The 14,985-nt window shown below is 73.2% G+C and carries 10 protein-coding genes; 6 read left to right on the forward strand and 4 right to left on the reverse strand.

The window, feature by feature from the left end; translation table 11 throughout:
- The first annotated feature begins 16 nt into the window (after positions 1 to 16).
- On the forward strand, positions 17 to 880 hold the full coding sequence (locus FHS39_RS11010; protein ID WP_184349040.1) for an Fpg/Nei family DNA glycosylase: 864 nt from the start codon (positions 17 to 19) through the stop codon (positions 878 to 880).
- A gap of 31 nt (positions 881 to 911) precedes the next feature.
- Here the strand turns inward: FHS39_RS11010 and FHS39_RS11015 are convergent, their stop codons facing one another.
- A complete protein-coding gene (locus tag FHS39_RS11015) occupies positions 912 to 2,429 on the reverse strand; it encodes an alpha/beta fold hydrolase (protein ID WP_184349042.1) in 1,518 nt (505 codons plus the stop codon).
- 161 nt (positions 2,430 to 2,590) lie between these two features.
- Between FHS39_RS11015 and FHS39_RS11020 the strand changes: the two genes are divergently transcribed.
- Entirely contained in the window at positions 2,591 to 3,844 is a 1,254-nt protein-coding gene (locus tag FHS39_RS11020; RefSeq protein ID WP_184349044.1) for a sensor histidine kinase, read from the forward strand.
- Positions 3,841 to 4,554: a response regulator transcription factor gene (locus tag FHS39_RS11025; protein ID WP_246470135.1), complete on the forward strand. Its 714-nt coding sequence runs from the start codon at positions 3,841 to 3,843 to the stop codon at positions 4,552 to 4,554. The genes FHS39_RS11020 and FHS39_RS11025 overlap by 4 nt, the downstream gene beginning before the upstream one ends.
- Positions 4,555 to 4,560: 6 nt before the next feature.
- On the opposite strand, the gene FHS39_RS11030 is transcribed toward FHS39_RS11025, so the two are convergent.
- Together FHS39_RS11030 and FHS39_RS11035 are read right to left on the reverse strand one after the other, a co-directional pair.
- Positions 4,561 to 6,003, reverse strand: a complete 1,443-nt coding sequence (locus FHS39_RS11030) for an amino acid permease (protein ID WP_184349046.1) — start codon at positions 6,001 to 6,003, stop codon at positions 4,561 to 4,563.
- A gap of 95 nt (positions 6,004 to 6,098) precedes the next feature.
- Entirely contained in the window at positions 6,099 to 8,453 is a 2,355-nt protein-coding gene (locus FHS39_RS11035) for a GH92 family glycosyl hydrolase (RefSeq protein ID WP_184349048.1), read from the reverse strand.
- Between the two features lie 431 nt (positions 8,454 to 8,884).
- On the opposite strand from FHS39_RS11035, the gene FHS39_RS11040 reads away from it, so the two are divergent.
- Positions 8,885 to 10,252, forward strand: coding sequence for a prenyltransferase/squalene oxidase repeat-containing protein (locus FHS39_RS11040; protein WP_184349051.1), 1,368 nt, complete (start codon positions 8,885 to 8,887; stop codon positions 10,250 to 10,252).
- A gap of 57 nt (positions 10,253 to 10,309) precedes the next feature.
- Positions 10,310 to 11,020 carry a (2Fe-2S)-binding protein gene (locus FHS39_RS11045; protein ID WP_184349053.1) on the forward strand — a complete coding sequence of 237 codons (711 nt, stop codon included), beginning with the start codon at positions 10,310 to 10,312 and terminating at the stop codon, positions 11,018 to 11,020.
- On the opposite strand, the gene FHS39_RS11050 is transcribed toward FHS39_RS11045, so the two are convergent.
- Complete coding sequence (locus FHS39_RS11050; RefSeq protein WP_184349055.1) at positions 10,954 to 11,670, reverse strand: PAS domain-containing protein; 717 nt, start codon at positions 11,668 to 11,670, stop codon at positions 10,954 to 10,956. The genes FHS39_RS11045 and FHS39_RS11050 overlap by 67 nt on opposite strands.
- A gap of 120 nt (positions 11,671 to 11,790) precedes the next feature.
- Here FHS39_RS11050 and FHS39_RS11055 point away from each other — a divergent pair, with 120 nt between their 5' ends.
- Complete coding sequence (locus FHS39_RS11055; protein WP_184349064.1) at positions 11,791 to 14,985, forward strand: bifunctional cytochrome P450/NADPH--P450 reductase; 3,195 nt, start codon at positions 11,791 to 11,793, stop codon at positions 14,983 to 14,985.

Raw genomic sequence — 14,985 nt, forward strand, 5'->3', positions numbered from 1 at the left:
GCGGCAGACTGGAGCCATGCCGGAGCTGCCGGAGGTCGAGGCCCTCGCCGGGTTCCTGACCGAGCACCTTCTCGGCCGTACGGTCGAATGCGTCCTGCCCGTCGCCGTGAGCGTCCTCAAGACCTACGACCCGCCGCCGTCCGCCCTCGAAGGGCGCACGGTCACGGCCGTGCGGCGGCACGGCAAGTTCCTGGACCTGGCCATGGACGGCGGCCCGCACCTGGTCTTCCACCTCGCCCGCGCCGGCTGGCTGCGCTGGCGCGAGAGCCTGCCCGAAACGCCCCCGGCCCCCGGCAAGGGGCCGCTGGCGCTGCGGGTGCGGCTGGTGGGCGGCGAGGGCTTCGACCTCACCGAGGCCGGCACCCGCAAGCGGCTGGCCGTGTACTGCGTGCGCGAGCCGTCGGAGGTGCCCGGCATCGCCCGGCTGGGCCCGGACCCGCTCGCGCCCGGCTTCACCCTCGAGGCCTTCACCGGCCTGCTGCGCGGCGAACGCCGCCAGATCAAGGGAGTGCTGCGCGACCAGAGCGTGATCGCCGGCATCGGCAACGCCTACTCCGACGAGATCCTCCACGCCGCCCGCATGTCCCCCTTCAAGCTCGCCGCGACCCTCACGGACGCCGAGGCCGCCGGTCTCTACGAGGCGCTGGAGACGACGCTGCGCGAGGCCGTCGAGCGCTCGCGGGGGCACGCGGCCGGGGAGCTGAAGGCGGAGAAGAAGACCGGGCTGCGCGTGCACGGCCGCACCGGGCAGCCCTGCCCGGTCTGCGGGGACACCGTGCGCGAGGTCTCCTTCAGTGACTCCTCCCTGCAGTACTGCCCCACCTGCCAGACGGGCGGAAAGCCGCTGGCCGACCGGCGGCTGTCCCGCCTGCTGAAGTGAGCCCGCGAGAATCCGCCGCCGGGGGCGAGGCCTACTGTCCGGCCGGCGCCTGACAGGTCAGGTCCTCGGCCGGGAGCCTGCCCGTGGTCAGGTAGGCCGTGGCGTTCTTGTCTGCGCAGGAGTCGGTGTCGGCACCGAGGACACCGTGGCCCTCCCCGCCGACGACGGTGAGCATCCGGGAGCCGCGCAGGGCCCGGTGCATGGCCTGGGCGGCGAAGAGGGGCGTCTGGGAGTCCCACTCGTTCTGCACGATCAGTGCACCGACCTTGTTGTCGATCGCGGTCTGCGGCTCACTGCCCTGCTTCCAGAAGGCACACGGCGTGATGGTGGACGCGAAGTCGCCGTACAGCGGATACCGGGTCGTGTCGCGGATCGCTTCGCGGCGGTACTGCTCGGGGTCGTGCGACCAGGTGCGGGTGTCGGCACACATGACGGACCAGGCGATGGAGGCGTAGTTGTCGTCGGGCTCCTGGGCCTGACCGGGCGCGCCGGACGGGGCCGGGTTCCTGCCCTCGGCCGCGTTCTTGAGCCCGGCCGCGTTCTTGAGTCCGGCGATCCGTTCGGCGGCCTTCCGGACGTGGAAGAACGTGCGGTTGTCGGCGTGGATGTCGTCACCGGTGAGGGTCTGCCCCTCGAAACGGATGGGCTTGAGGTTCGCCTGCGCGATCAGATCCCAGAAGGCCTTGCGGACCTTGTCCGGGGTGTCGCCCAGTCCGTACGTCGTGTGTCGCCGGGCGGCCCATTCGGTCCATCGGGTGAAAGCCTGTTCGGCGCGCTTCGCCATGTCCTGGAACATTCCCCGGTAGATCCGCGTGGGGTCGGTCGCGCTGTCCAGTACGAACCGGTCGGCCCGCTCGGGGAACATCTGCAGGTAGACGGCGCCGAGGTAGGTGCCGTAGGAGATCCCCACGTAGGAGATCTTCTTCTCGCCCAGCGCGGCACGGATGACGTCCATGTCGCGGGCGTTGTTCCGGGTGGTGAGGTGCGGCAGCTTGTCTCCGGCCTTGGCCTGGCACTTCTCGGCGAACGTACGTGCCCGCTCCACGTCCTTCGCGAAGGTCTCGGCCTTGTACGGGTGGTCGGCCTGTTCCTCGGCGGTCAGACCGCAGCTGACGGGAGAGCTCTGCCCGGCACCTCTCACGTCGAACCCGACGAGGTCGTACTGCCGTTTCACTTCCGCGGAAAACTTCAGTATCGGGTCGACGGGCAAATTCAGACCCGGCCCGCCGGGACCGCCGGGGTTGAGCAGCAGAACGCCGCGACGTTCCTTCGCACTGCTCGCCTTCAGCCGGGATATCGCGATGTCGGTCTTCTTACCGTCGGGATCGTTGTAGTCCAGCGGCACCTTGACCGTCGCGCACTGAAAGGCGTCGGGGCCGTTCGCTTCGCAGCGCTGCCACGTGAGCTGCTGCTGCGTGTACTGCCGCAGGGGGTCTTCGGTGGCAGACGGCCCGGACGCGGCGACGGCCGTTGCGGGGGTCAGGGTCGAGAGGGAGACCACCGCCGCGATGCCGGCGGTCAGAAGAGGTGCGATTCGCCTGTCGCGCACGATGACGCTCGTCCTTACTGGGGAGAGGCAGCAGGTCGGTCAACCGGCCGGACACGATGGTGATTTCCGGGGCCCCGGGTGCGCATCGCGGGAAGGCGGGAGAAATCGCTCCCCCGATCGGGGGAGGGCACAGGCGGGCGGCCCGGCCATACTGGCCGATTATGATCAAGACAATCCGGCCGCTGCTGCGCTGCTCCTCGTATTCGGGTGCGCTGTTCGCCTGTTGCGGTGCACTGGCGAGCCTTCTGCTGCTGCCTTTCGCGGCTCTGCCGGCGCTGGCGTGGCCGTCCGCCGCCTATGAAGTGCAGATCGTTTTGACCCTGCTGGTCTGGGCCGTGCTGATCGGCGTGGTCGGGCTGGCCCGCACCACGCGGCGGGTGCTGATCGTGTGCGCCCCTCGGATGCTGGGGGTGCCGTTGCCGGATCCCGTGGCCGCCTGCGGGCCTGCGGGCACCGGCCGTTGGGGGACCCCTCTCTGGCTGCTGCTGCACGTGGCGCTGGGGTGGGCGGGGGCGCTGGTGAGCGGTGTGCTGCTCCTCGCGGCCCTGACCCTCCCGCTCGGTGCCGAGGCGGGGCTGAGTCTGTTCGGCTGGACGGTGCGGGTGAAGGACGGCTGGGGCAGCTGGGCGGCCGCGTTCGGCTGCCTGCTGTCGGCGGCGACGGTGTGCGCGGTGGTGACGACCGCTCTGCGGTGGTCGGCGCCACGGCTGCTGGGCCCGTCGCCGGCCGAGCGGCTCGCGCTGGCGGCCGAGCGGGAGCTGGCGCTGGCCGAACGCAACCGGCTGGCCCACGAGTTGCACGACTCGATCGGTCACACCCTGACGGCGACCACGATCCAGGCGGCGGTGGCGGGCGAGGTGCTCTCCGCCGACCCGGTGGCGGCGCGGGCCACCCTGCGCAGCATCGAGGAGTCGTCCCGGGCAGCGCTGGAGGACCTGGACTACGTGCTGGGCGTGCTGCGCGAGCAGGAGGCGGAGAAGGCCGAGACGGCGCCCACCCGGACCCTGGCCGACCTGCCCGAGCTGCTGGACCGGGTGCGGCACGCGGGCGCGGTGGTGGAGCAGGAGCTGTCGGGAGAGCTGACGCAGGTGCAGGGCTCGCTCTCCCGGGCGGCGTACCGGATCCTGCAGGAGGGGCTGACGAACGCGTTGCGGCACGGGGCGGGCGGTCCGATCGAGGTCCGCGTGGCGGCCGCGCCGGACGGGCTGGAGATCGGTGTGGTCAACCGGACCGGGGCGGGGACGAGCGCGGGTACGGGCGCGGGTACGGGCCGGGGTGCCTTCCCGACGTCCGGGCACGGCCTGCCAGGGCTGGCCGAGCGGGTGCGGTTGCTGCACGGTGAGATGGAGGCCGGTCCGGACGGGCCGCGGCACTGGCGGTTGGCGGTCCGGCTGCCGGTACGGTTGTCGGCATGATCGGCTCTGACACGAGCGCGGCTGTGATGGCGACCGGCGTCAGCCCCGCCGGCACCCCCGTCACACTCCTGATCGCGGACGACGACGAGGTGACCCGCAGCGGTTTGCGCACGCTGCTCGCGGCACAGCCGGGGATCGCGGTGGTCGGGGAGGCCGCCGATGGCATCGAGGCGGTCGAACAGGCGCGGCGGCTCAGGCCGGACGTGGTCCTGATGGATGTGCGCATGCCGCGTCGCAACGGGATCGAGGCCACCCGGCAGCTGCTCGCCGAGTCGGCCGAACCGCCGAAGGTCGTGGTGATCACCACCTTCGAGAACGACGACTACGTCACCGCCGCGCTCGGCGCGGGAGCCAGTGGGTTCGTGCTCAAGCGGCTGCCGGTCCGGCGGATCGCGGAGGCGGTGCGGGTGGTGGCGGAGGGGGAGGCGATCCTCTTCCCGGCGGCGCTGCGCCGGATGGTCGCCGCCCGCCCGCTGGACTCCGCCGAGGCGTTGCCGACGGCGGCGCTGACGGGGCGGGAGGAGGAGGTGCTGCGTCTGATGGCCACCGGCCTGTCCAACCCGGAGATCGCGGAGACGTTCACGGTGAGCCTGGAGACGGTGAAGACGCACGTCGGGAACGTGCTGACCAAGCTCGGCGCACAGAACCGGACCCACGCGGTGGTGATCGCGTACGAGTCCGGTCTGGTGGTGCCGCGGTTCGCCGGCTGACGCCCTCTAGCCCCGCGGGATCCCCCGGGCATCGGCGTGGGCCAGCTCGGAGTGCTTGTAGGAGTAGCAGAAGTACACCGCCAGCCCGATCACGAACCACACCGCGAACCGCACCCACGTCTGCCACGCCAGATAGGTGATCAGCCAGATCGACGCCAGGACGCCGATGCCCGGCACCACCGGCACCCCCGGGCAGCGGAAGGAGCGCGGCAGGTCCGGCCGCTTGTAGCGCAGCACGATGACCGCCGTGCACACCACCGCGAAGGCCAGCAGGATGCCGATGTTGGTGAGCTCGGCCGCCTCGCCGATCGGGACGAGGCCCGCGATCGCCGCCGAGGCGATGCCCACGATCCACGTCACCCGCGTCGGCACGTGCCGGGTCGGATGGGTGTGGGCGAACCACTTGGGCAGCAGCCCGTCCCGGCTCATCGCGAACCACACCCGGGTGACGCCGAGCATGAAGGTGAACATCACCGTCATGATGCCGATGATGGCCCCCACCGCGATGACGTCGGCGACACCGCCCAGCCCCACCGACTTGAACGCCGTGGAGAAACCGCTCTTCGGGTCGATGTGCTTGTAGTTCTGCATGCCGGTGAGCACCAGGCACGCCAGCACGTACAGCACCATCGAGATGGCCAGCGAGTAGAGGATCGCCTTCGGCATGTGGCGCTGGGCGTCCTTGGACTCCTCGGCCGCCGTCGACATGGCGTCGTAGCCGAAGACGGCGAAGAAGACCGTGGCGGCGCCGGTGAACGCCCCGCTGATGCCGAACGGGAAGAACGGGGTGTAGTTGCTGCTCTTGATGTGGAAGAAGCCGATGGCGACCACCAGGAGGACCACGAGGATCTTGAGGCCCACGACGATGGTCTCGAACCGGGCGGCGTTCTTGATGCCCATGGTGAGCAGATAGGCGATCAGCAGGCAGAGCACCGCCGCGAACAGGTCGAAGTGGTGCCCGGCACCCGTCCCCGGCGCGCCCAGCATCCACTTCGGCAGCTCCGCGTCGAGCTCCCCGAGCAGGAAGTTGATGTAGCCGGAGATGCCGATGGCCACCACCGCGACGATCGCCGTGTACTCCAGCAGCAGGTCCCAGCCGATGAACCAGCCGCCGATCTCGCCGAGCACCGCATAGCCGTAGGTGTAGGCCGATCCGGCGCGCGGGATCAGGCCCGCGAACTCCGCGTAGGAGAAGGCGGCCGCCGCGCTCGCGACGCCTGCGATGAGGAAGGAGACCAGCACGGCGGGGCCCGCCACGCCGTTGGCGATGGTGCCCGCGAGGCTGAAGATGCCCGCGCCGATGATGCCGCCGACGCCGATCGCGGTGAGCTGCCACAGCCCCAGGGTGCGGGTGAGGTGCTCACCGTGCGCTTCGGTCTCCTCCGCCTCCTCGATCGTCTCGATCGGCTTGCGGCGCAGTACGCCCTGACCCACCCGGAGCCCGGCCATGCTCTGTCCTCTCGTCGGCACTGACGACGGATCGCGGTCATCATGGCCGAGCGGGGACGGCGACGGAAGGCGCCGCCCCGCGCCGCGCCGGGGTATCAGCCGATGGCGGGCGCCCCGGCCCGGGAGCCGGTGCCCCAGCCGGACGGCTCCCGGCCGACGCCGAAGTCCAGCCGCTCGCCGCGGCGGATCGCCTCCGTCGTCAGATACGTCTGGTCGTACGGCCTGTCGTCCAGCCGCACCGTCTGGACGTAGCGCTCGGTGTCCGAGGTGCCCGGGGCGCTCACGGTGAAGCGCCCGCGGGGGTACCACCGGCGGTCCAGGCGCAGCTCGACGCGGTCGAAGACCGGGGTGGTCAGCCCCCACACGTCCGTGCCCGGCTGCACCGGGTAGACGCCGATGGCCGACAGCACCATCCACGCCGACATCGTCCCCAGGTCGTCGTTGCCGGTCATCCCGGTCGGGGTGTCGGTGAAGAGGGTGAGCGCGGCGTGCACGACGTCCGTCGTCTGCCACGGACGGCCGGTGGAGAGGTAGGTGTACGGCGCGATGAGGTCGGGCTCGTTCTGCGGGTTGTACTTGTCGGCGTTGTAGTAGTCGTACGGGCCGTTCACCCACACCTCGCGCGCCGTCCGCTCGGGGTCCCGCAGCAGCCGGTCGTAGGCGAAGAAGGAGTCCAGCCGCCGGTTGGCCGCCTCCCGGCCGCCGAGCAGCCGCACCAGGCCGGGCAGGTCCTGCGGCACCAGCCACTGGTACTGCCAGGCCGTGCCCTCGTGGAAGCCGGGGCTCCGGGCGGGGTCGGCGGAGCCGGTGAAGGCGCCGCTCGCGTCGCGTGGCCGGAAGAAGCCGGTGGAAGGGTCGTAGAGCTTGCGGTAGTTGCGCGAGCGGGCGGCGTAGCGGTCGGCGTCCGCGCGGTGGCCCAGGGCGTGCGCCATCGTGGCGAGGGCGCCGTCCGCCAGCGCGTACTCCAAGGTGGCCGAGGCGCCTTCCTGCAGGTCGGAGTCGCCGGGCTTGCGCTTGGGCCGGTCGGGGTCGTACGGCACCCAGCCATCGCGCGCGTAGGCGACGTTGCCCTCGCGGCCCACCGCGGGGGAGTCGGCGGGCGGGACGCCGTCGGCGTTCTTCTTCAGGATGCGGTAGGCCTCCTCCTCGTGACCCTTGAGGAGCCCGTGCTGGAAGGCGTTGGTGAGGTAGGGCGTGACCGGGTCGCCGGTCATGATGTTCGTCTCGACCGTGCCGTAGCCCCACTTGGGCAGCCAGCCGCCCTCCGCGTCGATCCGCAGCACCGACAGCGCCATGTCCCGCGCCTCGCGCGGCGCGAGCAGGGACAGCAGCTGCGCCTGGGTGCGGTAGGTGTCCCACAGCGACCAGTTCTGGTAGTAGGTGAAGCCCTCGGCGCGGTGGATGCGCTGGTCCCAGCCGGTGTAGCGGCCGTCGACGTCGCTGCCGACGTTGGGGGCGAGGAAGGACCGGTACAGCGACGAGTAGAAGGTGCGCCGCAGCGTCCGGCTCCCGCCCTGCACCGCCACGTCCCGCAGCCGCCGCTCCCACGCCTCCTGCGCGGCCGCGGCCGTACGGTCGAAGCCGCGCTCCTCGGCACGGAGGTTGTGCTCGGCCCCTGCCGCGTCCACGTAGCTGACGGCGGTGGTCGCCTCGACGGCCCGGTCGCGGGTGGTGTCGAAGCGCACCCAGGCGCCGTTGCGGGCGGCGGAGGAGGAGGCCCGGGTCCCGGCGGTCACCCGGTCGCCGTTCCAGGTGCCGTAGGCGGCGAAGGGGCGGTCGAAGCGGGTGAGGGTGTACACGGTGTACGGGCGGGTGTCCTGGCAGAAGCCCCGGCCGGTGATGGTGGTGCGCACGGTGCGGTTGTCGACGATCTCGGCCTTGGTCGAGACCGTCTTGTGCAGCGACTGCCCGGTGTTGAACAGGACGTTGGCTTTCTGGGTGGCCGGGAAGGTGTAGCGCTGGCGGCCGGTGTGCGCCGTCGCGGTCAGCTCGGCGGTGATCCCGCCGTACGACGACATCCTGACCCGGTAGTAGCCGGGCCGGGCGCTCTCGTCGCGGTGGCTGAACGCGGCGGCGTAACGGGCGTTGTCGGTCTGCGCCACGTCGCCCGTGGTGGGCAGCACCGGCAGGTCGCCGCCGATGCGGCAGCCGACACCGGAGAGGTGGATGGTGCTGAAGCCCCGGATGTGGCCGTCCTTGTAGTCGTAGCCGGTGTTGTGCCCGGTGTCGGGGGAGAGCTGCACCATGCCGAAGGGCACGGCCGCACCGGGGAAGGTGTTGCCCTCGTTCTGGGTGCCGATGAAGGGGTTGACCAGCCCGGTCAGGCTCTCTTCCCGGGCGGCGGCCGGCTTCGGCGGTACGAGCGCGGTGGCGCCCAGCATCGCCGCGAGGGCGAGCGCCGTCACACCGGCACGGCGCGGCAGCGGGTGTCCGGTCCGTCTCCGTCTCATGTCTCCACGCCCCTCGTCGGCCCCGACATCGTTGTCAGCGCCGAGGCTCGCCTGGGCGGTACGGGTAGTCAAGGATGCGTCGGATGGTGGGCGTGGTGTTCAAGCCGCCGTGCGCGTACAGTATGCGACGATCCGTTCGATTTCTGAGCCCTGAGCCCCTGGCCCCTCCGGTGGAGGGCCACGGTGCCGGCCCGTCCGGAAGATGAAAGGCGAAGGCATCTCGATGGCCGGTCCGAAGCGCGCGTCAGCCGCGATCCCGACCTCGGGGAGCGCCTTCCCCGGTACCGGAATTGCCGCCTCCAGAACTGCCGTCGCGGCGGCGTGATGCCCGGACCGGCCACGGCCCCTCGGCCGTCTCCGCCCGTCCGCCCTGGAGGGCGCATCACCCGCACCCCCGTCCCGGACCACTGAACGCCCAAGGAGAGACCCGTATGTCACTGCCCATAGGCCCGAGAGCGGTCGCCGCCGTGCCCGCGGCGCTGCTCGGGGCGGCGCTCCTGCTGCCGGCCGGGACCGCCGCGGCGGCACCCGCGCCGCAGGCCCCCCAGGTGCTCAAGTCCCCCGCCCGGGCGGCCGCCGCCTGGGCCGCCTCCCGGCTCGCCGACGGCAAGCACGCCGCCGACGACGGGCTGACCGCCGACCTCGTGCTGGGCCTCGCGGCCTCCGGCACCGGCGGCGAGGCCGCCAAGAGCGCGACGGACCGGCTCGCCCAGCACTCCGACACCTTCGTCACCGGCGGCACGGCCGGGGACGTCCTGGCCGGCAACACCGCCAAACTGGCCCTCGTCGCCGCGGCCGAGCACCGTGACGCGAAGACCTTCGGCGGGCACGACCTGGTCAAGACCCTGAAGGACCGGCTCCAGACGGACGGCCGCTTCACCGACAAGGCGAAGGAGGACCGCTCCGACCAGTTCAGCCAGTCCCTCGCCGTCCTTGCGCTCAAGCGCCTCGGCGAGTCGCCCGCCCCCGCGGCCGACTTCATCGCCAAGTCCCGCTGCCACGACGGCGGATTCCCGCTCGCCTTCCCGGGGAAGCCCGAGGAGTGCAAGGCGGACGCGGGCGCCACCGCGATCGCCGCCCAGGCGCTGCTCGCCGTGGGCCGGAACGCCGATGCGAAGCCCGCACTCGACTGGCTGGAGCACGCCCAGCAGCACGAGGGCGGCGTCCCCGACACCGCCTCCGGCAAGGCCGCCTCCACCACCACGGCCCTGGCCGTCCAGGCGTTCACCGCCGCCGACCGCAAGGACGCCGCGCACCGCGGCACCACCTGGCTCCACGGCCGCCAGCTGGGCTGCGGCGCCAAGGCCGACGACCGCGGGGCGGTCGGTTCCGCCGGGCCCGAGGTCGACGACAAGACCCTGGACGTCACCGCCCAGGTCATCCCGGCCCTCGCCGGCAAGTCCCTCGCCACGGTCGACGGTTCCGCCGCCGAGGCCAAGGCCGCCACCGTCGAGTGCGTGGCCGACACCGCCACCACCGGCAGCACGGCCACCACCCGCCCGAGCACCTCCGCCTCCGCGTCCGCGTCGTCCACCGCGTCGTCCACCGCCTCCGCCTCGGCGACCGCTTCGGCCTCCGCCTCCGCCGACCCCAGCGACTCCGCCTCCGCCTCGGCGAGCGGGGACACCGGCGGCACCTCCGGTGACGGCGGCAGCACGGGCGGCACCGGCAGCACCGACGGCAGCCTCGCCGCCACCGGCATGGGCAGCGCCCTGCCCGCGGGCATCGGCGCGGCGGCTCTCCTGGTCACCGGCGCCACGGCCGTGGTCGCCGCCCGGATGCGCCGCAACCGCGCGTAACCTGGCAGACCCGTCCGCACGGGACCGTCCACGAACCGACAGGAACCGGCCCGGCCCATGTGCCTGAGCGAACTCGCCGCCGTAGGACCCTTCTTCGGCCTGCACACCGGCGGCGCACCCGAAGGCGGGCCGGGCCGGTTCCTGCCGCTGGGCGAGGAGGCGGTGCGGCTGCGCACGCGGACCGTCGCCGAGCGGCTGGCGACGGCGGAGATGCGCGTGGCCGCGTCCATCGCCTTCCAGGGCATCGCCGGACGCCTGCTGTCCATCGCCCTGGGCGCCGCCGTTCTCACCGGCCGCGTCCCGGACCTGTCGGACGAGGCCTTGCGCTGGCACCCCGACGGCACCGCGCCCGACGACCTGTGGCTGCCCGGCCCGGCGGTGCTCCCGGCGGACGCGGACCCCGCGAGGCGGATCGCGGCGACCGTCCTGCACGGCCGCCTCGCCGCCCTGCACCACACCTTTCGCACCGTCACCCCCGTGTCGCCCCGCCTGCTGTGGGGCAACGCCGGCTCCTCGCTCGCCGGTTCGCTGCGCGTGCTGTGCACCTGGTGCCGGGCGCACGGCCGGCCGCAGGACGCGCAACGTGCGCTCGACATCGCCCGGGACCTGTTCGAGGACCCGCTGCTGCGCGACACGGGGACACTCGGTGGCACCGCCACGGCGGACGGCCCCTCGTTCCGCCGCCGCAGTTGCTGCCTGTACTACCGGGTGCCCTCGGGCGGGCTGTGCGGCGACTGCGTGTTGCGGCACCCGCCCCGTTCCACCTGACCGCCCGCCTCCCGGCCGTCCGGTGCCGCGGGCGGCCACTGCCCCGGGGAGAGCACCCCGAGCACGTATGCCTTGGCCACCAGCGCCGTCCGGTTCGGCACCCGCCAGCGCCGGGTGAGCCGCGCCAAGTGGTAGTTGACACCGTCCACGGTCAGCCCGACCGCCTTGCCGACCGCCGCCGTCGTCGCCCCCGACGCCACCAGGGCGAGGATCCGTCCCTCCACCGCGCTGACCTCCGCCGACGGCCGCGGCGGCGCCACCGCGCCCTCGCGCACCCGCAGCACCGCCAGCAGCATGGGGTAGCCGGGCCCGGGATCGCCGACCGGATCCACCAGCAACTCGCCCTCGCGCTCGGCGCCCGCGGCCCCCTGCAGCCAGCGCACGTCGATCGTGTACCGGGAGCGGCGCCCCAGCCGCAGCGCCTCGGCGAGCCGGCCGAGCTGGGCGGAGGCGCTGCTGCTGGGCCGGAAGAGGTCGAGCAGGTTCCGGCCGCGCACCTGCCCGGGGACCAGGCCCCACTCGGCGGCCATCGCCGGGTTGGCCACCGTGATCTCACCATCCGCCCGGCACACGGCGATCGGCGTCGGAATGCGGTCGAGCAGCACCAGGAAGTGATTGCGCCAGGCGACGTAGCCCTCGTCGTCCGCCATTTGCCGTCCCCCTTGGATCGCCGCACCGGCCCCGGCGCAAGAGCGACACGCCGCGGGCCACTGCACAATCATGCAGTGATCCCTCCCGGCGGCCGGGCCTGGGGCGGTCACTGTGGAGCCATGACCCACGCGACCCGGGCCGCTCTCGCGGCCGTTCCGCTCGTCGACATCTCCGCCGTCGGAGCCACCGACACCCCGCTGCAGCAGGCCATGCGCCTGGCCCGCAGGCACGGTCCGGTCTTCCGCCGGCGGCTGCACGGCAACGACCGGCTCTTCGTCACCTCCCTGGACCTGGTCACCGAACTCTGCGACGAGGAGCGCTTCGTCAAACACGTCGGACCGGCGCTGGAGAACGTCCGCGAATTCACCGCCGACGGCCTGTTCACCGCCTACAACCATGAGCCCAACTGGGCCAAGGCGCACGACATCCTGATGCCCGCCTTCGCCCTCGGCTCGATGCGCGCCTACCACCCCGCGATGCTCGAGGCTGCCCGCCGCCTCGTCGGAGCGTGGGACGCCGCCCTCGCCCAGGGCACCCCCGTCGACGTCGCCGAGGACATGACGCGGATGACGCTCGACACCATCGGACTCGCGGGTTTCGGCTATGACTTCGGGTCGTTCGCGCGCGGCGGTGCCCGGCACCCCTTCGTCGAGGCCATGGTGCGCTGCCTGGACTGGAGCATGAATCAGCTCGGACGCGACCCCGACGGCGACCACACCGCCGAGGACGAGGCCTTCCGCGCCGACGCCGCCTTCCTCGCCGGAGTGGTGGACGAGGTGGTGGGCGCCCGCACCGCCTCCGGCGACACCCGCACCGACGACCTCCTCGGCCTGATGCTCGGCGCCGCCCACCCCGCCGACGGCACCACCCTCGACGCGGCCAACATCCGCAACCAGGTCATCACCTTCCTCATCGCCGGCCACGAGACCACCTCCGGCGCCCTGTCCTTCGCCCTCCACTACCTCCTCAAGGACCCAGTCGCCCTGCGCCTGGCCCAGCGGGAGACGGACGAACTCTGGGGCGACACCGCCGACCCCGACCCCTCCTTCGAGGACGTCGGACGGCTGCGCTGGATCCGCCAGGTGCTCTCCGAGGCGCTGCGGCTGTGGCCCACGGCCGCGGCCTTCGGCCGCGAGGCCCGCGAGGACACCCTGCTGGGCGGCCGCTACCCGCTGCGCGCCGGGGAAGGCGTCGCCATCCTCACGCCGATGCTGCACCGCGAGCCCGTCTGGGGCGACAACCCCGAGCTGTTCGACCCGGCACGCTTCGCCCCCGAGGCGGAGGCGGCGCGCCCGGCACACGCGTACAAGCCCTTCGGCACCGGCGAACGGGCCTGCATCGGGCGGCAGTTCGCGCTGCACGAGGCGACCATGCTGCTCGGCCTGCTCGTCCACCGCTACCGCTTCCTCGACACCACCGGCTACCGGCTGAAGGTCAAGGAGACCCTCACCCTCAAGCCCGACGGCTTCACGCTCACCCTCGCCCGGCGCACCGGGGCCGACCGGACCGCGGGCCGCACCGCGCTGCCGGGTGCGACCACGGCCATACCCGAGCGGACGGACGCCGGGCCCGCACTGCCCGCCCGGGCCCGCCAGGGCACCGGCCTGCTCGTGCTGCACGGATCCAACTACGGCACCTGCCGCGACACCGCCCGCGAACTCGCGGACCACGCCGCCCGCCTCGGCTTCACCCCGCACGTCGCGGCCCTCGACGACCGTGCCGGAACCCTGCCCGGCGACACCCCGGTCCTGATCGTCGCCGCCTCCTACAACGGCCGCCCGACCGACGACGCGGCCCGCTTCGTCCAGTGGGCCGAGCAGGCCGGTGAAGGGGCGGCCGCCGGAGTGCACTACGCCGTCCTCGGCGTCGGCGACCGCAACTGGGCCGCCACCTACCAGCACGTCCCCACCCTCCTCGACGAACGCCTCGCGGCCCTCGGCGGCACCCGGCTGCTGCCGCGCGGCGAAGCCGACGCCTCCGGCGACCTGGGCGGCGCCATCGAACGGTTCACCGGCGCCCTGTCCCGGTCACTGCTGGAGCACTACGGCGACCCGGACACCGTGGGCACCGCACCGGACGACACCCGGACCGACGGCCCCGACTACGCCGTCACCGAAATCACCGGCGGCCCGCTCGACGCGCTCGCCGCCCGGCACGGCATGCTGCCCATGACGGTCACCGAGGCCTACGAACTCACCGACCCCGCCCACCCGCGCACCAAGCGCTTCCTGCGCCTCGCCCTGCCCGACGGCACCTCCTACCGCACCGCCGACCACCTCACCGTCCTGCCCGCCAACGACCCGGCCCTCGCCGCCCGAGCCGCCGCCCTCTTCGGCGTGGACCCCGACACCGTGCTCGCCCTGCGGCCCAACCGCCCCGGCCGCGACCCGCTCGCCGCCGACCGGCCGCTGACCGTCCGCGAACTGCTCACCCACCACGTCGAACTGCAGCACCGGCCCACCCCGCGCATGCTCGCCCACCTGGCCGAACGCAACCCCTGCCCGCCCGAACAGGCCGCCCTGCGCGCCGTCGACGCCGGCGACCCGCGCACCGTACTCGACCTGATCGAGGACTACCCCGCCCTGCGCGGCGCCCTCGGCACGGCCGCCCTGCCGGAACTGCTGCCGCCCATGCGGCCCCGGCACTACTCCATCTCCTCCTCACCGGCCCGCGACCCCCGCCACGCCGACCTCATGGTCTCGGTGCTCGAAGCCCCCGCCCGCTCCGGCCGCGGCACGTTCCGCGGCACCGGCTCGGGATACCTCGCGGGCCTGCGCCCCGGCGACACCGTGCTCGCCCGCGTCCAGCCGTGCCGGGCGGCCTTCCGCATCGCACCCGACGACCCGGCCCCGGTCGTCATGGTCGCCGCGGGGACGGGTCTGGCCCCCTTCCGCGGCGCCGTCGCCGACCGCGCGGCCCTCGCGGCCACCGGCACCGCAACCGGCCCGGCGCTGCTCTACTTCGGCTGCGACGACCCGGACGCGGACTTCCTGCACGCCGCCGAACTGCGCGCCGCCGAGGACGTCGGAGCCGTCCGCCTGCGCCCGGCCTTCAGCGCCCGGCCGGATGCGGGCGGCGGCCCGTTCGTCCAGCACCGCATCGCCGCCGAGGGCGACGAGGTCTGGTCGCTGCTCCAGGCCGGAGCCCGGGTGTACGTATGCGGCGACGGCAGCCGGATGGCGCCCGGCGTCCGGGCCGCGCTGCGCGACCTGCACGCCCGGCACACCGGCGGCGACGCCCGGGCCGCCGACGCCTGGCTGCGCGCGCTGACCGACGCCGGACGCTATGTGGAGGACGTCTACGCGGCCGGGTGA

It is taken from the genome of Streptomyces olivoverticillatus (genome assembly GCF_014203555.1).
Taxonomy (GTDB): domain Bacteria; phylum Actinomycetota; class Actinomycetes; order Streptomycetales; family Streptomycetaceae; genus Streptomyces; species Streptomyces olivoverticillatus.